The organism is Gemella sp. 20925_1_85, assembly GCF_041433735.1.
Classification (GTDB): domain Bacteria; phylum Bacillota; class Bacilli; order Staphylococcales; family Gemellaceae; genus Gemella.
Map to the genome: position 1 here is coordinate 1 of NZ_JAPWCC010000030.1, position 20,759 is coordinate 20,759.

Below are 20,759 nucleotides of genomic sequence, written 5' to 3' on the forward strand. Positions count from 1 at the left end.
AAGTATTCTTTTTTTATAATAAAACACCTTAGAGAGTCATATTTCGACTCTTTAAGGTGTTTTATTCATTAATAGACTATCTTTCTAGGATTATTTAATCTATGGAGTTTTGCTTGAGCAATTTCATTGTACACTTCTTCATTTCTTTTTTCGTATAATAAAATAGCCCATGTGTACCATAATAAATCACAAAACTGTAAGAATACATCTAATTTATCATAACGGCACTCTTTATCGCTAAAATACGCTTTTAAGAAAGTAATTGTTTCCTCATAGTTTAAATCATTTTCTGATATAAAACTCGCAATATCGAAATAATAGTCGTTATATCCAGCATATTCAAAATCTATTAAATATAATTTATCTTTTGTAAATAAGAAATTACCTTCAACTAAGTCATTGTGACATAGTCTGTCAGGTTCATAGAACTCTTTAAAATCATCTATGATGCACAAATATTGTTCAAGAATATTCTGTTTTTCATCAATTTGGTTATAATAATTATAAAATTGCTTAACAGGATCAAACATATGCTCAGCTTGAAATTTTTTCGAATGAAAGTTATTGAGAAGTCTTCCTATTCTTATAATACTTGATAATTTTCTTTGTGAAATAAATGTTTTCGGATTAGGTTGAAATTCTGTGATTAGGTTATCATTATTGAAGAATATTGGTTTAAGAAAGTAATCTTCATCGGCAAGAAGACTAATAGCTTCTTTTTCGTTATTTTTATTTACAATATTTGTAGAATCTTTAGATGTTCTATAGAAATATTTATTATTATCCGTTGTAATAATATAATTTTTATTAGTAATTCCATAACTTGTTTCTTCTAGTGAGATTACTTTTTCATTTAAGATTTTTTCTAATTTATCTAAATTGTACATATCAATATCCTCCTTAATTTCTGAAATATAAAATCCTTTTTCACTATAATTATATAATAAACTAACTAAAGTTAAAAGAAAAACGATTACATTGTTTATAAATTTAATTTTTGAATTTTTATTAAAATACTATTTTTTTTCATAATATATTTCTATTAGTTTTGAAATAAATTAATAAATATACACTATATTATTTATGTGAACTTAAATTGATACTAATCTTTAAAAATACCTGGTATATATAGATATTTTAAATTAAAAATTTATAAAAAAAATGGTGATTGTTGAAAAAAAACAAGAAATTTGATATAATTATAATGTATAAAATATATTTATATACACAGAGTTTCATTTTTAAATATCATAGGAGGTGTGAAATGAAAGAAGTTTTTATTAATAGTGAGTATATTACATTAGCTCAATTTTTAAAATTAGAAGGTTTTATAGGTTCAGGAGGAGAAGCTAAATACTTTTTACAAGAAGTAGAAGTCGAGCTTAATGGAGAGCTAGAAAACAGACGAGGGAAAAAATTATATTCAAATGATGTAATAAAATTAGAAGGAAACGAATTTATAATAATTAATGAAAATTAAAAGTTTAAAATTACTGTACTTTCGAAATTATTTATCTACGAATATAGATGCACATCCCTCGCTTAATGTTTTAGTAGGAAACAACGCGAATGGAAAAACTAATATTATAGAGTCTATTTTTTGTTTGGCACTTGGAAAAAGCTACAGAACAAAGAGTGATAGCGAGTGTATTATGTTTGGAGAAACAGCAACAGCTATGTCTTGTATCGTGAATAAGAATGATAAAGATCTAGACATAATGTTAGGAATTAATAATAAAGGGAAAAGTGCAAAGATTGCTGGAATAAAAAAAACGAAGTTAACTGATTTTGTTGGTGAACTAAATGTTGTTCTTTTCTCTCCAGAAGACTTGCAGATTGTTAAAGGTTCTCCAGCGCTACGTAGAGAATTTATGAATCGTGAATTCTATCAATTTTCACGTATTTATCATAAATACTACTTAATGTATCAACATCTTTTAAAACAACGTAATTCATATTTAAAAGATATGAGAAAGAATCCGAAAGATGAGATGTCTCTAGCGTATCTAGAAACTCTTACATCTCAACTCGCGAGAGTAGCACTATACATTACAAAAGAGAGAGTGTCATTTGTTCAAGATATTTCTAAGTTAACATATAAAAATATGTTAAATATATCTAATGGGCAAGAAACTTTAAAAATTAAGTATAAAAGTTCAGTTTTAGATGCATTGAATATTTCAGAAATAAACGATGAGTCTTTTACTGAAGAAAACTTGACTAAAGTCATGATGAAGAAATCTTTTGATGATATTATGCGAGGTAGTACAAAAATTGGACCACAGCATGATGATTTAGAGTTTTATATAAATGATCTTGATGCTAAAATGTATGCATCCCAAGGTCAACAGAGAAGTATAGTATTATCACTTAAACTCGCTGAAATAAATTATCTAAAAGAAAAAACAGGAACATATCCTGTATTACTATTGGATGATGTGCTAAGCGAGCTAGATAAAAATAGACAATTGAAATTATTAGATGCAATTAATGAAAATGTGCAAACATTCATTACGACACCTTCAATATCAGATATTAAAGAAGATTTATTAAGAAAAGCTAAAGTTTTCAAAATAGAGAATGGAAACATTAGTGAAATAGTCTAGAAAATTTATTTATGAATTTACTAAAATGAAAGGAAAAATCATGGTAGAAAATAAAAAAACACAAGAATATAATGCCGATCAGATTCAGGTCCTTGAAGGATTAGAAGCTGTTAGGGTAAGACCAGGTATGTATATCGGTTCTACATCTAGTAAAGGTCTACACCACCTTGTTTGGGAAATAGTAGATAACTCAATAGATGAAGCGTTAGCTGGATATTGTAATACGATAACAGTAGCAATTGAAGAAGGAAATTGGATAAGAGTAGAGGATAATGGTCGTGGGATTCCTGTAGATATTCAAGAACAAACAGGTAAACCTGCACTTGAAGTAATCCTTACAGTACTACATGCCGGTGGTAAATTCGGAGGCGGCGGATATAAAGTATCTGGTGGTCTTCACGGGGTTGGTGCCAGTGTAGTTAATGCTTTGTCAACTAACTTAGAAGCCTCTGTTCATCGTGATGGGAAAATTCACAGTATGAAATTTGAGCGAGGAGATGTAGTTCAAGGTATTACTGTAGTTGGAGATACTGATAGAACTGGAACAACTATTCGTTTTAAAGCAGATCCAGAAATCTTCCAAGAAACGACAGTATATGAATACGATATTTTAAGAACACGTATTAGAGAACTTGCTTTCTTAAACAAAGGAATAACAATTATTCTTAAAGACGAAAGAGCAGGACAAGAAAAAGAGGAAACTTTCTGTTATGAAGGTGGACTATTAGAATATGTAGAGATGTTAAATGAGAATAAAGATGCTTTACATGAAGCTATCTATGTTCACGGTGAGATGGATGGTAAAGAAGTAGAAATCTCAATGCAATATAACACTGGATATTCAAATAATGTCTTAAGTTATGCGAATAACATTAATACACATGAGGGTGGTACTCACGAAAGTGGATTTAAAACTGCACTTACAAGAATAATTAACTCTTATGGTAAAAAGAATAAACTTATTAAAGATAAGGAATCTTTAACAGGTGACGACGTTCGTGAAGGACTTGTTGCGATTATCTCAATTAAACACCCAAATCCACAGTTCGAAGGACAAACAAAAACTAAATTAGGTAACTCAGAAATGAGTACTATTACTAACAAACTATTCTCTGAAGAATTAGATAGATTCTTATTAGAAAATCCAAAAACAGCAAAAATAATCGTTGAAAAAGGACTTCAAGCATCACGTGCGAGAATCGCAGCGAAGAAAGCTCGTGAATCTACACGTCGTAAAAATGCTTTAGAGTTTACTAATCTACCAGGGAAACTTGCTGACTGTTCAAGTAAAGATGCAGCTGAATGTGAATTATTCCTAGTCGAAGGGGACTCTGCGGGAGGAAGTGCAAAACTTGGACGTAATAGTAAATTCCAAGCTATTTTACCGCTTAAAGGTAAAATTCTGAACGTAGAGAAAGTTAGAATTGATAAGGTATTAGCTAACGATGAAGTTCGTTCATTAATTACAGCTATTGGTATGGGTATTGGTGAAACATTAAACATCGATAAACTTCGTTATCACAAAATCGTTATTATGACCGATGCCGATGTCGATGGAAGTCACATTAGAACATTATTATTAACATTCTTCTTCAGATATATGAGAGAATTAATCGACGCAGGATATGTATATATCGCTAGACCACCTCTATATGGATTAAAAGTAGGTAAGAAAGAATTCTACTGCCACACAGAAGAAGAACTGAAACAAAATATTGAAGAACATGCTGGAGATAAAAAGTACACTGTTCAACGATACAAAGGTCTTGGAGAGATGAATGCAGAAGAACTATGGGATACTACAATGGATCCAGAACACCGTTTAATGTACCAAGTAAGTGTTGATGATGCTCAAAGAGCAGATGCTGCTTTTGATACACTAATGGGTGAAAAAGTAGAACCAAGACGTAAATTTATCGAAGATAATGCGCTAAATGTTATAAACTTAGACATTTAGAAAGAAAGGATAGAACATGGAAGATAATAAAAATAATATTACCTTAAGAAACATAACAACTGAAATTGAAAATTCATTCTTAGATTATTCAATGAGTGTTATTGTATCACGTGCATTACCAGATGTTCGTGACGGGTTAAAACCAGTTCATAGAAGAATACTTTATGCTTTTAATGATTTAGGGTTAACATATGATAAACCTTACAAAAAAAGTGCCTTCGTTGTAGGGGAAGTAATGGCGAAGTATCACCCTCATGGTGACTCTGCAACATATGGAACAATTGTACGTTTAGCACAAGATTTCAATAGTAGATATCCTTTAGTAGATGGTCAAGGGAACTTTGGTTCTATTGATGGAGACGGTGCTGCTGCGATGCGTTATACTGAAGCTAGAATGAGTAAAATAGCTTCTGAGTTACTACGTGATATTAACAAAGATACTGTTGATATGCAAGATAACTACGATGGAACAAAACAAGAACCAAAAGTATTACCAGCAAGAATTCCAAACTTATTAGTTAACGGAAGTAGCGGTATTGCCGTTGGTATGGCGACTAATATTCCACCTCATAACTTAGGTGAGGTTATCGATGGAGTAATCGCATTAGCTGATAACTCAGAAATAACAATTGCTGAATTAATGTCTAAAATTAAAGGACCAGACTTCCCAACAGGATCATTCCTATTAGGACGCAGTGGAATAGTTAAAGCATACACTACAGGACGTGGTTCTGTAATTATGCGCGGTAAAACTGAAATAGAACAAATGAAAAATGGTAAAGAAAGAATTGTAATTACAGAAATTCCTTACCAAGTAAACAAAGCTAAATTAGTAGAAAAAATTGCAGAATTAGCTCGTGATAAAAAAATTGAAGGTGTTACAGATCTTCGTGATGAAAGTAACTTAAAAGGTATCAGAATTGTAATTGAATTACGTCGTGACGTTAATAGTAATGTAATTTTAAACAATTTATACAAATTAACACCATTACAAAGTTCATTCGGTGTTAACATGATTGCTCTTGTAAATGGAGTACCTAAGTTATTAAATCTTAAAGAAGTACTTTACTACTATTTAGAGCACCAAAAAGAAGTAGTAGTTAGAAGAACTAAATTCGATCTTAAAAAAGCACAAGCTCGTGCTCACATATTAGAAGGTTTACGAATTGCTCTAGATAATATCGATAGAATTATTAGTTTAATTCGTGGATCTCAAACAGCTGAAGAAGCGAAAGCTGGACTGATTGATCAATTTGGATTAACTGAAATTCAAGCACAAGCTATCTTAGATATGCGTCTTCAAAGACTTACAGGTTTAGAACGTGATAAGATTGAAGAAGAATATAGTAAACTTATGGAACTTATCGCTGACTTAGAAGATATTCTAGCTAAACCAGAACGTGTAATTCAAATCGTTAAAGATGAGCTATTAGAAGTTAAGGAAAAATTCGGAGACAAACGTCGTAGTGTAATTATCGAAGGACAAGTAGATCAAATCGAGAACGAAGATTTAATTGAAAAAGAACAAATCATAATTACTTTATCTCATAACCAATACATTAAACGTCTTGCTGCAAGTACATATAAATCACAAGGACGTGGTGGACGCGGAGTAAACGGTATGACTACAAATGATGAGGATAACGTAGCTTACATGCTAAGTTGTTCAACTCATGATCATATCCTATTCTTTACAGATAAAGGTAAGGTTTATACTCTTAAAGGTTATGAAATTAACCAAATGAGTAGACAATCTAAAGGAATACCAATTATTAACCTATTAGAAATTGAAAAAGAAGAAAAAGTAAACTCTATTATTGCAATTTCTGATTTACAAGAAGAAGATACGAACCTAATCTTCTCAACTAAATACGGTATCATTAAGAAATCTAAATTAGGAGATTACGCAAGTATTCTTAAGAAAGGTAAGATCGCTCTTAAACTTGATGAAGATGATGCATTAATCGATGTTCAAAGAATTACAGATGATCAAGATATTATGATCGTTACAGCAAATGGACAAGCAATCAGAATTAATGCAGAAAAAGTTCGTACAATGGGACGTGTAAGTCGAGGGGTTAAAGGTATCACACTTTCTCCAGATGACTATGTAGTAGGTATGGAAGTAGTTGATGAATCTAAGAAAATTTTAACAGTAACAGAAAATGGTATTGGAAAAATTTCTAAATCTACGGAATTCAATGTAATTAACCGTGGAGGAAAAGGTGTTAAAGTAGCAAAAGTTACGAAGAAAACAGGTAAGATTGTAGCGGTTAAATCTATCGCAGGAAATGAAGACTTAATGATAATGACTGATCAAGGAATTATTATTAGAATAGATGTTTCTACAATCAGCACATTAGGAAGAACAGCGACTGGAGTTAAAGTTATTAACTTAGTTGATGATCAAAAAGTTGCGACTGTAACTTTAGCAGCTAAAGAAGAAAGCTACGAAGACGAATAGGAAGTAAATAGCAAAAAACTAGAAGAACTCTATAAGTGGTAAAATACTATTTATAGAGTTTTTTCATGAAAATGAAGTATTGAATAGGGAGTGACTCAAAAATCGTGATTTCGAAGAAATCGATTTTGTCGAGTCATCCCCCGCATGGTTTATTATATATCTAAAAAGCTTTTCTGAAGCGATTTTAGATATCAATAATCCACTACGTCTATGAGTTCCTTAAAATTTAGGTCTTTTGAGTCACTCCCTGATGTAAAAATTATAATATAATAAAGGTTTGTAAGTGGTTTAAAATAAATAATTAAACATAGTGAAATAAGAACAATAAAAAGAGATTTCTAAAAAAAGTTAGTAAAATAATTAAGAATATAAAAAAAATATCTAAAATTCATTGTTTTATTAGAAAAAAAGTTTTATAATGGATTATGTAGTTAAAACTGATAAATATACTTTATTAGTAAAAATCTTATCAAGGAGTAACTAAATGCAAAACACAAGATTAGAAAGCAATGTAAATGAAAATATTATACAAGAAGAGATTCAAATTCTTACAGAGATGCTGCTAAAAGCAACACAAAAAATGATTTCTGAAGATACATTTGAAAAAATTGTACAATTGAAAGCATTAGCAGATGAAAAAAATTACGAAAAATTAAATCTTATAATTAAAGATTTAACTCAAGAAGAAATGGAAATTGTTGCAAATTTCTTTTCAATTTTACCATTATTAATTAATATAGCTGAAGATGTCGATTTAGCATATGAAGTTAACTATAAAAATAATATAGGTGAATCATATGTGGGGAAATTATCTGAGTCTATTAAAAATATTAAGGATAAAAAAATCTTAGAAAATATTAATGTAGTGCCAGTATTAACAGCTCACCCAACACAAGTTCAACGTAAAACAGTTCTTGATTTAACAGAAAAACTTCACAGTTTATTAAGAAAACATCGTGATGTGAAAAATGGATTAATCAATGAAAGAAAATGGAAAAATGCAATTCAAAAACATATTGAAATATTAACACAAAGTGATATTATTCGTGAGAAAAAATTAAAAGTAGCTAACGAAATCACAAACGTATTAGAGTACTATAACTTATCATTTATTAAAGCAATTGCAAAATTAATGACTGAGTATAAATTACTATTAAAAGAAAATAATATAGAATTTAAAAATGAAACTCCAATAACAATGGGAATGTGGATTGGTGGAGACCGTGATGGAAATCCATTTGTAACTGCTGAAACATTAAACCTATCAGCAATGAAACAATGTGAACTTATAACAACTTATTATAGTGAGAAGTTAAATAGTTTATATAGAACATTCTCAATGTCATCGCACGTTACTAAAGGAAGTAATGAATTAGAAGAATTGGCAAATCGTTCAAGTGATACTTCTGAGTATAGAGAAAAAGAATTATACAGAAGAGCAATTTCATACATTAAAGATAAACTAGAAAATACTAAAGAATATCTATTACATGATGTTGAAAGTGGAGAAAAATATCTTACAGCTGATGAGTTTATTGCTGATTTAACAATAATTGAAAAGTCATTATTAGAGAATAAAGGTGAAATCTTAGTAACTGGTGAATTTGAAGAATTACTTAATGTTGTTAAAATATTTGGATTCTATTTAGCAAGTATTGATATGCGTCAAGATTCAAGTGTCTATGAAGCATCAGTAGCTGAATTATTAAGTAGTGCTAATATAGAAAAAGATTACAGTTCATTAAGTGAAGAAGAAAAATGTGAACTTCTATTAAAACAATTAAAAGAAGATCCACGACCACTAAGCATAAATGATGAAAATAAACAATCAGAAGAATTACGTAAAGAACTAGCAATATTTAGAACAGCTAGAAAATTAAAAGATAAACTAGGTGATAATGTTATTAAACAAAACATTATTTCACACACAACAAGTGTTTCTGACTTATTAGAACTTGCCATTATGCTAAAAGAAGTTGGTTTAGTGGGAAGTGATTTTGCAAGATTACAACTTGTACCATTATTTGAAACAATCGAAGACTTAGAAAATTCATATGAAGTAATGGATAAATACTTAAGTCTAGATATCGTGAAAAAATGGGTAAGTGATAATAGAAGTTATCAAGAGATTATGTTAGGATACTCTGATAGTAATAAAGATGGTGGATACCTATCATCTGGATGGTCGCTTTATAAAGCACAACAAGAGCTATCATCACTAGGAGAAAAACATAATATTAAAGTTACATTCTTCCACGGTCGAGGTGGTACTGTTGGTCGTGGAGGTGGACCAAGTTATGATGCGATTATTTCTCAACCTTTAGGAAGTGTACAAGATAGAATACGTCTTACAGAACAAGGTGAAATTATCGCAGCTAAATACGGAAACAGTGACGCGGCATACTATAACTTAGAAGCCTTATTCTCTGCCGTTATTCAAAGAATGAATGCTGATAAGGTTAATACAGATATCAGAGATATACCTGAAATCCAAGTTATTATGGATGAAATAGTAGAAGATAGTTATAACAAATATCGAGAACTAGTATTTGAAAATCCTAACTTTTATAATTACTTCTTCGAAGCAACGCCAATTAAAGAAATTTCAAGTCTAAATATTGGTTCACGTCCAGCATCACGTAAGAAAATTACTGATATTGGTGGCTTAAGAGCAATTCCATGGGTATTCTCATGGTCGCAAAGTAGAATTATGCTTCCTGGTTGGTACGGAGTAGGAACAGCATTTTCAAACTTTATAAATAAAGATAAAGGTAACATTGAAAAACTTCGTAAAATGTATAAAGAATGGCCATTCTTTACATCATTACTTTCAAATGTAGATATGGTTATGTCAAAATCTGACATGGATATAGCAAAAGAATACGCAAATCTATGTAAAGAAGAGGAAACTAAACAGGTATATGAAGAAATATTAAGAGAATGGAATTTAACAAAACAAGTAGTTTTAGAAATTTCAGAACATAAAGAATTCTTAGAAGATAATACTTATTTAACTCGAAGTTTAGAAAATAGGTTACAGTACTTTAATACATTAAACCTAATTCAATTAGAGTTAATTAAACGTTCAAGAGAAGGTAAATTACCTGAATCACAAATTAATACTATTCATATAACTATTAACGGAGTTGCTACAGGACTTAGAAACTCAGGATAATAAAAAAGAGAGGATTCACCATGAGTCCTCTCTTTCTTTAGAAATTTAATACCGAAGTGCTTGATATTTAGATATAAATTTTTTTCAGATAAATAAACACACAATCCTAATTTTTAAGAATTGTGTATTTTAATTTATTTAATTTTTATAGCGACATAACTCATAGGTGGAACAACTGTTCCGAACGGTGTTGAATATACATCGTTGTTTCCAAATAGTTTTTCACCAGAGTAATTTTCTACAAAATGTGCTTTAGAATCAAGATTTACAATACAAAGAACATTATTTCGTCTATATGCAACACAATTATTATTTGTATATATAAATTCGAAGTTTGTAATAAAATCATCTTTATTTTCATTTCTAAAGTTTGATAATTCGATATAGTGATTTAGTAAATCTTCATCTTTATTATCATGTGTAAATCCTAAACGATTATATGGATCTCTAAAACCATACATTCCAATTTCATCACCATAGTAGATACAAGGGACACCAGGTAGAGTAAATTGAATAAAACTAGCATATTTAAGGAGTTCTTTCGCTTTAGAATATTGTTCATTAGACATTTTATATGTTGGTCTCTCATGAACAGGAACATCTTCAGGATTATCAAATGCTAGCATAGTTAATACTCGTTCTGTATCATGACTTCCTAATAAGTTCATTACAGCATCAAGAGCTGGGCGAGGATAATTTTCTACTAGTTTTAAAATTTCAAGAGTAAAGTCTTTTGCATTTTTATTTTTTACAAAATTAATAATTGCATTTTTCCAAGGATAATTCATAACACTATCAAGTTGATCACCTAAGAAATAACGACGACGAGTATTGTATGAAATCTTATTTGTTGCGTCTTCCCAAACTTCACCGATGATTAGAGCATCTTCGTCATAATATTTCGCACTCTCACGAATTCTATCTAAAAATTCATCAGGAAACTCATCAGCAACATCAAGTCTCCATCCAGCAATTCCAAGTTTTTGCCAAAAGTTGACAACCCCAGTATCCTTATTATTAATAAAGTCACTGTACTCTTTATTTTCTTTTATTACCGTAGGTAAGTTATCAAATCCCCACCATGAATGGTATTCGTTAGGGAAATTTATGAAATTAAACCAAGAATAATATGGTGAACTTTGTGAATTATATGCTCCAACACTATCATAATTATTATATCTATTGAAATAAATACTATCTGAACCGGTATGACTAAATACACCATCTAGTATGATTCTAATATTATCATCTTTAAAATCTTTACAGAACTTTTCAAATTGTTCGTTTGTTCCAAAATATGGATCCACATTAAAATAATCAGATGTTGAATAACGATGGTTTTCTGGACTTTCTACAATTGGATTAAGGTAGATACTCTCGATATTTAGTTTTTTGAAATACTCTTTTTCTTCTTCAATACCTAGTAGATTCCCCATTAGAAAATCTTTAGCCCCATAATTTTCATGAGTAATAGACGAATGAGGAACACTATTCCAATTTTCATGTCTTATTCTCACATTTTCATTTTTTGCGGATTTTGCTGTAAATTTCTCACTGCGCTTAAATCTATCTGGGAAAATTTGATACATGATAGAACCTTTATACCAATCTGGTGTAGTGAAGTTCTTATCATAAACTGTCAATTGCCAATCAGGTAATTCATCATTGCTATTAACTAACTTAGCATCAAGTTTATCATTTTTTAAATAAACATAAAAACTGTCAAAATGAACTTCAAAATGGTAAAAATAAAGACCGGTATTAAATGGTTCAAAAGTTACATGATAAGAAGAGTAGTTATCTTTAGCTTTCTCTTTGAACTCTAAACTCTTAGAAATAAGTTCACCAGTATATTCATTTTTTATAATTATTTTAAAATCATTAAAATAAAAATCATCTTTAATAAAAACTTCAAAATAGAAGTTGTCATTATTTTTTAATGCCCCCTGTGGGTATTTATTTTTTATTGGATTAAATTTAATCATATTTTTCATCTCCGAAACATAAAATTTTCATTACTAAACTGTTTTCTAAAATCAATCAGTTTAATTTTAATATAAAAGTTTTTAAAAGTAAATGATTTAATTATAAAATAATAAAAAATAATTAATATAAAGGCAATGTAAGGGGTATAATTCTTTATAGAAAACAACTAAAGAAAACATTTACATCAAGGCTTTATTGTGTTATACTATAGGTATAAAAAATAAAGAAATAATTAGTGATAAAATTAACTATTTTTATTCGTATTTCTTTATGCTAAAAATTTTTATCAACTAAAGTAAACGTTTACTTTTAGTGAAAAGGGGGTTATTTAGTGAATAATAATATGGCAGAATATTTATTCCATGAAGGGACTAATTACCATAGCCATAAATATTTAGGATCATTTTTAGATGGGGATAAATGTACATTTCGAGTATGGGCGCCAAATGCAGTAAAGGTATTTGTAACTGGTGAGTTTTGTTCTTGGCATCCACATACTCATGAAATGAAATTAATTAATGATAAGGGTATATTTGAAGTTGAGCTTAGTGGTATTAAACAATATGATGCATATAAATATGTAATAGTTACTAAAAGTGGAACTGAGTTATGGAAAGCAGATCCTTATGCAAAACATGCTGAAACTAGGCCATTAACCGCTTCAAAAGTTTATTCATTACCGTACTATGAATGGAAAGATAGCAAATGGATGAAAAATAGAGAAGTTCCTTACCATCGTCCAATGAATGTTTACGAAGTACATTTAGGTTCTTGGAAGCATCATGAAGATGGTAGGGAATTAAGTTATAGAGAATTGGCTCATACATTAGTAGAATATGTTAAAGATATGAACTATACTCATATAGAATTACTACCTATAACTGAATATCCTTACGATAAATCATGGGGATATCAAGCAACAGGGTATTTTGCACCAACATCTAGATATGGAACACCTGAAGACTTTATGTATTTTGTTGATTGTTGTCACCAAAATAATATTGGAGTAATTTTGGACTGGGTACCTGGACATTTCACAAAAGATGCTCATGGATTATATGAATTTGATGGGACGCATTGTTATGAGTATTCAGATACGAGAAAAATGGAACATGAAGGTTGGGGAACTAGAGTCTTCGACTATGGACGAAATGAAGTAAGATCATTTTTAACATCAAGTGCAATTTCTTGGATAGAAGATTATCATATTGATGGTATTAGAGTAGATGCCGTAAGTTCGATGATATTTTTAAACTATTGTCGAGATGAGGAAAAATCTGCAAGAAATATCTATGGCGGTTTTGAAAATTTAGAAGCAATTGATTTCTTAAAAAATTTAAATCTTTACGTAAAAGAAAATTATCCTGGTGTTTCTATGATAGCAGAAGAATCAACAAGTTATCCAAAAGTAACAGCAGCAGTCGAACATGGTGGTTTAGGATTTGACTTTAAGTGGAATATGGGATGGATGAATGACAGTCTTGATTATTTAGAAACAGATCCTTTCTTCAGAAAAGGAGTACATAACAAATTTACTTTCTCAATGCATTATGCATTTTCGGAAAACTTTATCCTACCAATTTCACATGATGAAGTAGTACATGGTAAAAAATCGCTATTAGATAAAAGTCCGGTTTCTTATGAAGATAAGTTTGGAAATTTCAAGGCATTCTTAGGATATATGTATGCACATCCTGGGAAAAAACTAACATTTATGGGAATCGATATTGCTCAATTTATTGAATGGGATGAAGAAAGAGAATTAGATTGGTTATTAATGCTGTATCCAAAACATGTATTCACACATAGATATGTTAAGGAGCTTAACAAATACTATAAATCTACACCTGCATTATGGGAAAATGATAGTGATTGGGATGGATTTAAATGGCATGTTGTAGACGATAATAACAATAATGTTTTTGCTTTCTCTCGTAAAGATAGATCTGGTAAAGAAGTATTGGTAGTAACTAACTTTTCTAATCAAGTATTAAAACATTACGAAATAGGAGTAAATACTTGGGGAAGTTATAAAATAGCATTAAACTCTGATGCCAAGAAATATGATGGATTAGCAATCTCGAATAGAAATTTAAAAACTATAAATAAAGAGAAAAATGAATTTAAATATACTTTGAGTATAAATATACCACCTTATACAACGATGTATATAGAAAAGAAATAATAAGTTTTAGAAGAAGGGGGTCAAATTTATGGCACGAAAAAAAGAAGTAGTAGCTATGCTACTAGCAGGAGGACAAGGTACGAGGCTTCAAGTATTAACTAAAGATATGGCAAAACCAGCCGTACCTTTTGGTGGAAAATATAGAATTATTGATTTTCCATTATCAAACTGTGCGAACTCTGGAATTTCAACAGTGGGTGTATTAACGCAGTTTATGCCACTTGAGCTTAACTCATATATGGGTAATGGTCAACCATGGGATTTAGATAGAATGGATGGTGGATTATCAATTCTACCTCCGTATACTGCAGGTAAAACGGGAGAATGGTATAAAGGAACAGCTAATGCTATTTATCAAAATATTAAATACATAGAGCAATACAATCCAGAATACGTACTTATTTTATCTGGAGATCACATTTACAAAATGAATTACAAAGAAATGTTAGATTTCCATAAACAAAAAGGTGCTGACTTAACAATAGCTCATATTAATGTTCCTCTTGAAGAAGCGAGCCGTTTTGGTATTTTAAATACTAATACAGATTTAAAAGTTACAGAGTTTTTAGAAAAACCAGAAAATCCTATATCTACAAAAGCATCAATGGGTATTTATATCTTTAGTTGGAAAGAACTTAGAGAATACCTGATTCGTGATGAAGAAAATTCTGATAGTGAAAAAGACTTCGGTAAAAATATTATTCCAATGATGTTAAATGAAGGTAAAAACATTTATGCATATCCATTTTACGGATATTGGAAAGATGTAGGTACAATAGAAAGCTTATGGGAAGCTAATATGGACCTTATTAAAAATAAAGAGAACTTCAACATTGATGATAGATTATGGAGAATTTATTATCGTCACGATGGAGCAATGCCACAATACTTAGGACACAGTGCAAATGTGAAAAATTCTATGATTTCTGATGGTACTGCAGTTTATGGTACTGTTTCTGAATCAATTATCTCTTCAGGTGTTAGAATCGAAGAAGGTGCAGAAGTTGTAGGAAGTATAATAATGAAAGATGTTCTAATAGAAAAAGGTGCTAAAGTATATAATTCAATTATTGCTGAAGGTTCTGTAATTAAGGAAAATGTAGAAGTTGGTAACAGAGAAATAGTTCTAGGAAAAGAACAAATAACAGTAATCGGTAGGGATGAAGTAGTAAATGAGAATAGGAAAGTAGAGGGAAAATAATATGGTAAATGCGTTTTGTGTATTATTTGCAGATAACTATCGTAATGATGATTTGCAAGGATTAGTAAGAAATAGAACACTAGCATCTTTAGCGGTTGCATCAAGATATAGAATGATTGATTTCATGTTATCTTCTTTAGTAAAAGCTGAAGTATCAAATATTGCAGTAGTAACAAATTATCACTATAAATCGTTAATGGATCACCTGAGTTGGGGGAAAGACTGGGATCTAAATAGAAAAAATAGTGGACTTAAGTTTATTACACCAATGTCAAACCATCACTCAAACCGTGTAGCTCAAAACAAGATTGAGGCATTAGGGGATGCTTCTAAATATGCAGACACATTGTTAGAAGAATATTGTATCTTAGCTGATGGAAACATTGTAGGTAATATTGATTTTAGAGATATGGTAAATTACCATAAATCAACAAATGCAGATGTAACGTTAGCTTATACTTATAGAAAACCGCAACAACGTGAATCACAAATAATTTTTGATGACAAGAATAGAGTTTATGACAGTTTATATCATTATGATGGATTTGATCAAGTATGCCCGACACAGGTTAAGATCTATATAATGTCTAAACAAATGTTTAAAGAATTGGTTAAAAAAGGAACGACATTAGGATGGCAGGATCTTCTATTAGACTTTATTACTAAGAACTTCCATCGTTTAAATGTTTATGGATATGAAATTAAGAATTACAATAGAACAATTAATAGTGTTCAAGAATATTATAATTTCAACCGTGATTTATTAAATCCAGACAAGTTAAATGAATTGTTCTTATCAGGAACAGATATTCTAACAAGAGTAGCAGATAGTGTACCAACTACATATGGAGACGGAGCGATTGTTAAGAATTCTATCTTAGGTGATGGTTGTGAAATTAACGGAATTGTAGAAAACAGTATTCTATTTAGAGATGTTGTAGTTGAAGAAGGGGCAGTAATTAAAAACTCAATAGTACTGCCAAATTGTGTTGTTAAAAAATCAGCATACTTAGATTGTGTAATTCTAGATAAATATGCAGTAGTATCAGAAAAAGTTGAACTAAAAGGAACAGAAAACTGCCAAGTTATCGTAGAAAAAGGTAAAATAGTAGAATAATAAAAAAGGGTTAGATTAAAATGTAGGAGAAATTTGTAAAACTTTCGATTTTCAAAAGAAAAAAGAGTATAATATACAGATAGACTGCATCTAAAACTAACCCTTTTAGTATGAAAGTAAATTACGAATAAGGAGAAATATAATGAAAATTTTATTCGTGGCAGCTGAAGCGGCACCATTTGTAAAAGTTGGAGGTCTAGGTGATGTTATAGGTTCATTACCAAAAGCTCTTCAAGATGAAAATGTAGAAGCAAGGGTTGTACTGCCGTTGTATTCTTCAATAGATAGAGATAAGTACGATTTAAAATACAGACAACATATTTTTATTAATTTAGGATGGAGAACAGTTTACTGTGGAATCTTTGAGACTGTAGTAAACGGAGTAACTTATTATTTTATTGATAATGAACAGTATTTCAATAGAGATAGTGTCTATGGACAAGATGATGATGGCGAACGATTCGCGTTCTTCTCGAAAGCAGCATTAGAAATACTTCCTCATGTCGATTATAGACCTGATATAGTTAATGCAAATGATTGGCATGCTGCATTATCAATTATTTACCTAGATGATCTTAAGTCGAGGGGAGAATGGTTCTATCAAAATATTAAGAGTGTAATATCAATTCATAATATAGAATTCCAAGGCAAATTCAATCCTTATGAAATGGGAAATCTATTTGGATTAGATAATAAGTATTTTGATGCTTTAATCTACAAAGGAGATTTAAATCTATTAAAAGGAGCTATCCAATTAGCTGATAGAATTAATACTGTGAGTGAAACTTACGCTCATGAAATATTAGACCCATACTTCTCATATGGATTAGATGATATTTTAAGGATAGAACAAGGGAAACTTCACGGTATAATCAATGGATTAGATACTGATAAGTTCAATTCGAAAACAGATAAACAAATTTTTAAAAACTTCGATGTGAAAACTTTAAAAAACAAAGTAGAAAACAAGTTAAAATTCCAAGAAGAATTAGCTTTGGAAGTAAATGAAAATATCCCTATGATTGGAATGGTAACTAGATTAACTCATCAAAAAGGTATTGATTTAGTTTTACATGTTGCTGATGAAATTTTAAAAACTGGTGCACAGTTGGTAATTTTAGGAACAGGGGATAGACATTATGAAGATGCACTACGTTCATTAGAATACCGTCGTCATGACAAAGTTAGAAGTTTAATTATGTTTTCATCGGAAGTATCTTCAAAAGTATATAGTTCTTGTGATATGTTCTTAATGCCTTCTAAAACTGAACCATGTGGTTTATCTCAATTAATTTCAATGAGATATGCTACAGTGCCGATTGTTCACAGAGTTGGTGGCTTAAGAGATACGGTAGAACCATTTGACGGTAAGTCTGGAACAGGATTTACATTTGAAAGTTTCGATGCGTATGATATGCTAGATGCTGTTTACAGAGCGACATACTGCTATTACCAAGAACGTCATATTTGGAATAAAATTATGAAGAATGCAATTAAACAAGATGTAAGTTGGAAAAAATCAGCTTTACAATATATAGATATGTACAATGAAATAGTCTAGTGAACTAGATTATAGGAGAGAATAATGAAAAATCAAGAATTTGAACAAAGAATAGAGAAGTATTTAAAAAGACAATTTGGGATTACTATAACTTCAGCAAGTAAACGTCAAGTTTATGAAGCGTTAATGAGTACGGTAAGAGAAAAATTATCTGAGAAGAAATTTGCTTACGAACAAGAATTAAAGAAAACTAAGCAAAAACGCGCTTACTACATGTCAATGGAGTTTCTTGTAGGTAGAACTTTAAGAAATAACCTATTTAATCTAGGATTAGAGAAAGAAACTAAAGAGTATTTAGAAAAAAATAATTTTAATCTAGATGAAATTTATGATATAGAACCAGATCCAGGTTTAGGTAATGGTGGGCTTGGAAGACTTGCTTCATGTTATCTAGATGCCTTAACTAGTAGTGATTATCCAGTAACAGGTTTTTCTATTCTTTATGAATATGGAATCTTCAAACAAGTAATCAACAATGGTTGGCAACAAGAATTTCCAGATTACTGGTTAGACTTAGGAAAATACGGTCTTGTTTATAGAAATGATGAAGAAATTGAAGTGAGATTCTACGGTCATGTAGAAGAAAAAATGACTGAAGATGGATTTAAAGTTGAGCATAAAGATTATACTTCAATTCAAGCGGAACCTTATGACTTATTAATATCTGGATATAAAACTAAAACTGTTAACACATTACGTCTTTGGGAAGCAAAAGCTAAAACTGGATTTAATATGAAACTATTTGAACGAGGAGAATATTCTAAGTCTTCAGAAGCAGAAGCAATCGCCTCATCAATTTCTAAATTATTATATCCAGCAGACAGCACAAATGAAGGTAAAGAATTACGTATAAAACAACAGTACTTCTTTATTAGTGCATCACTGCAACAACTAGTAAAAAATCACTATAATGAATTTGGGACACTAGAAAACTTAAGTGAGCATGTAGCGTTACATATTAACGATACTCATCCAGCTATGGGAGTCCCGGAGTTAATGAGATTATTACTTGATGAATACGGATATTCTTGGGACAAAGCTTGGGAAATTACAACTAAGACATTTGCCTACACAAACCATACAATTATGGCAGAAGCTTTAGAAAAATGGTCTGTAGATTTATTCAAGCCATTATTACCACGTATTTACTCAATTATTGAAGAAATTAACAAACGATTCTGTCAGTGGGTAATTGATCAAGGTAAAGATTATACTTTAGCTGAAACTGCGATAATTTATGATAATCAGATTAGAATGGCTAACTTATCTATCGTAGGAAGTCATAACGTTAATGGGGTATCAAAATTACACAGTTATATTTTAGTTGAATCAACATTTAGAGCGTTTAACGAATTATATCCATCAAAATTTGGTAATGTTACGAATGGTATAGCTCACCGTAGATGGTTAGGACAAGCAAACCCTGAGTTAGCGTCTTATCTTAAAGATTTAATTGGTGATGATTTTGTTAAAGATTTATCTAAAATTAGTAAATTAAATGACTATAAAAACGATAAGAAAGTTGTAGCAAAACTTCAAGAAATCAAAAAAGTTAAAAAAGAACAACTTGCTACATATATTCAAAATACTACAGGTATAACTGTAAATCCAGACTCTATCTTTGATGTTCAAGTTAAGAGATTACATGAATATAAACGTCAATTACTTAATGCTTTACACATTGTATACTTATACCGAGAAATTAAGTACAATGGTTTACGTCCAGTGCCAAGAACATTTATCTTCGCAGCAAAAGCTTCATCTGGATATCAAATGGCTAAAAATATCATCAAATTTATCCACTCAATATCTCAAATGATTGAATGTGATGAGTTAGTTCGTCAGTACATAAAAGTTGTATTCTTACCAGATTATAAAGTTACTCTTGCTGAAAAAATTATTCCAGCTGCTGATATTAGTGAACAAATTTCACAAGCTGGTAAGGAAGCAAGTGGAACAGGTAATATGAAACTAATGCTAAACGGTGCGTTAACATTAGGAACACTTGATGGTGCTAATGTGGAAATTCATGAAGCGGTAGGAGATGATAATATCTTTATCTTTGGTTTAGAAACACCAGAAGTAGACGCACTAAATGCACATGGATATAAACCATGGGAATACTACAATAGTTCAGTTAAGATTAAAGAGACACTAGATTTCATTAGAACTATGACCGTAGGTGGAATGAACTTCAACTTTATTGTAGATTATCTACTAACTCAAGATAATTACATGTGTCTAGCGGATTTTGAAAGCTATGTTGAAGCTCAAGAAAAAGTAGCCCAAACATATCAAGATAAAGAAAAATGGGGACAAATGAGCTTAATTAATACGGCTAACGCTGGAATCTTCTCTGCAGACAGATCAGTAGAAGAATACGCAAAAGACATTTGGGATATAAAAAAAGTAAAATAGAATAAAATTCATTAGAGCAACTTAGAAGAATTATTTTTATAAGTTGCTCTATTTTTATTTATATTATGGGTGAAAAATAAATATCTTTA

At 30.3% G+C, this 20,759-nt stretch carries 12 protein-coding genes; 10 read left to right on the forward strand and 2 right to left on the reverse strand.

The features are described 5' to 3' along the window. Positions 1-68: 68 nt before the first annotated feature. Positions 69-887 (reverse strand): phosphotransferase, encoded by an 819-nt coding sequence (locus O3884_RS07870; RefSeq protein WP_371452749.1) that lies wholly within the window; start codon positions 885-887, stop codon positions 69-71. A gap of 377 nt (positions 888-1,264) precedes the next feature. On the opposite strand from O3884_RS07870, the gene yaaA reads away from it, so the two are divergent. The 5 genes from yaaA to ppc all read left to right on the forward strand — a co-directional run bounded on the left by yaaA (position 1,265) and on the right by ppc (position 10,202). Further along, a complete protein-coding gene (gene yaaA / locus O3884_RS07875; RefSeq protein ID WP_003144994.1) occupies positions 1,265-1,480 on the forward strand; it encodes a S4 domain-containing protein YaaA in 216 nt (71 codons plus the stop codon). Continuing rightward, entirely contained in the window at positions 1,470-2,606 is a 1,137-nt protein-coding gene (recF, locus tag O3884_RS07880) for a DNA replication/repair protein RecF (protein WP_371452750.1), read from the forward strand. Before yaaA ends, recF begins: the two co-directional genes overlap by 11 nt. Before the next feature lie 40 nt (positions 2,607-2,646). Next, positions 2,647-4,563, forward strand: a complete 1,917-nt coding sequence (gyrB, locus tag O3884_RS07885) for a DNA topoisomerase (ATP-hydrolyzing) subunit B (protein WP_294681793.1) — start codon at positions 2,647-2,649, stop codon at positions 4,561-4,563. 16 nt (positions 4,564-4,579) lie between these two features. Continuing rightward, the gene (gene gyrA, locus O3884_RS07890) at positions 4,580-7,027 is read left to right on the forward strand and encodes a DNA gyrase subunit A (protein WP_371452751.1); all 2,448 of its coding nucleotides are present in this window, start codon (positions 4,580-4,582) and stop codon (positions 7,025-7,027) included. 484 nt (positions 7,028-7,511) lie between these two features. Next, positions 7,512-10,202, forward strand: a complete 2,691-nt coding sequence (ppc, locus tag O3884_RS07895; protein ID WP_371452752.1) for a phosphoenolpyruvate carboxylase — start codon at positions 7,512-7,514, stop codon at positions 10,200-10,202. 134 nt (positions 10,203-10,336) lie between these two features. Here the strand turns inward: ppc and O3884_RS07900 are convergent, their stop codons facing one another. Continuing rightward, positions 10,337-12,187 carry a glycoside hydrolase family 13 protein gene (locus O3884_RS07900; protein WP_371452753.1) on the reverse strand — a complete coding sequence of 617 codons (1,851 nt, stop codon included), beginning with the start codon at positions 12,185-12,187 and terminating at the stop codon, positions 10,337-10,339. 332 nt (positions 12,188-12,519) lie between these two features. On the opposite strand from O3884_RS07900, the gene glgB reads away from it, so the two are divergent. The 5 genes from glgB to O3884_RS07925 all read left to right on the forward strand — a co-directional run bounded on the left by glgB (position 12,520) and on the right by O3884_RS07925 (position 20,670). Next, entirely contained in the window at positions 12,520-14,373 is a 1,854-nt protein-coding gene (glgB, locus tag O3884_RS07905; protein WP_371452754.1) for a 1,4-alpha-glucan branching protein GlgB, read from the forward strand. A gap of 28 nt (positions 14,374-14,401) precedes the next feature. Beyond that, positions 14,402-15,574, forward strand: coding sequence for a glucose-1-phosphate adenylyltransferase (locus O3884_RS07910; RefSeq protein ID WP_371452755.1), 1,173 nt, complete (start codon positions 14,402-14,404; stop codon positions 15,572-15,574). 1 nt (position 15,575) lies between these two features. Continuing rightward, on the forward strand, positions 15,576-16,691 hold the full coding sequence (glgD, locus tag O3884_RS07915; RefSeq protein WP_371452756.1) for a glucose-1-phosphate adenylyltransferase subunit GlgD: 1,116 nt from the start codon (positions 15,576-15,578) through the stop codon (positions 16,689-16,691). A 142-nt stretch (positions 16,692-16,833) separates the two neighbouring features. Next, positions 16,834-18,252 carry a glycogen synthase GlgA gene (gene glgA / locus O3884_RS07920; RefSeq protein WP_371452757.1) on the forward strand — a complete coding sequence of 473 codons (1,419 nt, stop codon included), beginning with the start codon at positions 16,834-16,836 and terminating at the stop codon, positions 18,250-18,252. Positions 18,253-18,276: 24 nt separating this feature from the next. Beyond that, a complete protein-coding gene (locus tag O3884_RS07925; protein WP_371452758.1) occupies positions 18,277-20,670 on the forward strand; it encodes a glycogen/starch/alpha-glucan phosphorylase in 2,394 nt (797 codons plus the stop codon). The last annotated feature ends 89 nt before the right edge of the window (positions 20,671-20,759 follow it).

Bases quoted from the DNA above. Each gene is read 5' to 3' on its own strand.
- O3884_RS07900 (WP_371452753.1), bottom strand. From the start codon at position 12,187: ATGATTAAATTTAATCCAATAAAAAATAAATACCCACAGGGGGCATTA.
- recF (WP_371452750.1), top strand. From the start codon at position 1,470: ATGAAAATTAAAAGTTTAAAATTACTGTACTTTCGAAATTATTTATCT.
- gyrB (WP_294681793.1), top strand. From the start codon at position 2,647: ATGGTAGAAAATAAAAAAACACAAGAATATAATGCCGATCAGATTCAG.
- glgD (WP_371452756.1), top strand. From the start codon at position 15,576: ATGGTAAATGCGTTTTGTGTATTATTTGCAGATAACTATCGTAATGAT.
- gyrA (WP_371452751.1), top strand. From the start codon at position 4,580: ATGGAAGATAATAAAAATAATATTACCTTAAGAAACATAACAACTGAA.
- ppc (WP_371452752.1), top strand. From the start codon at position 7,512: ATGCAAAACACAAGATTAGAAAGCAATGTAAATGAAAATATTATACAA.
- glgA (WP_371452757.1), top strand. From the start codon at position 16,834: ATGAAAATTTTATTCGTGGCAGCTGAAGCGGCACCATTTGTAAAAGTT.
- O3884_RS07870 (WP_371452749.1), bottom strand. From the start codon at position 887: ATGTACAATTTAGATAAATTAGAAAAAATCTTAAATGAAAAAGTAATC.
- yaaA (WP_003144994.1), top strand. From the start codon at position 1,265: ATGAAAGAAGTTTTTATTAATAGTGAGTATATTACATTAGCTCAATTT.
- O3884_RS07925 (WP_371452758.1), top strand. From the start codon at position 18,277: ATGAAAAATCAAGAATTTGAACAAAGAATAGAGAAGTATTTAAAAAGA.
- O3884_RS07910 (WP_371452755.1), top strand. From the start codon at position 14,402: ATGGCACGAAAAAAAGAAGTAGTAGCTATGCTACTAGCAGGAGGACAA.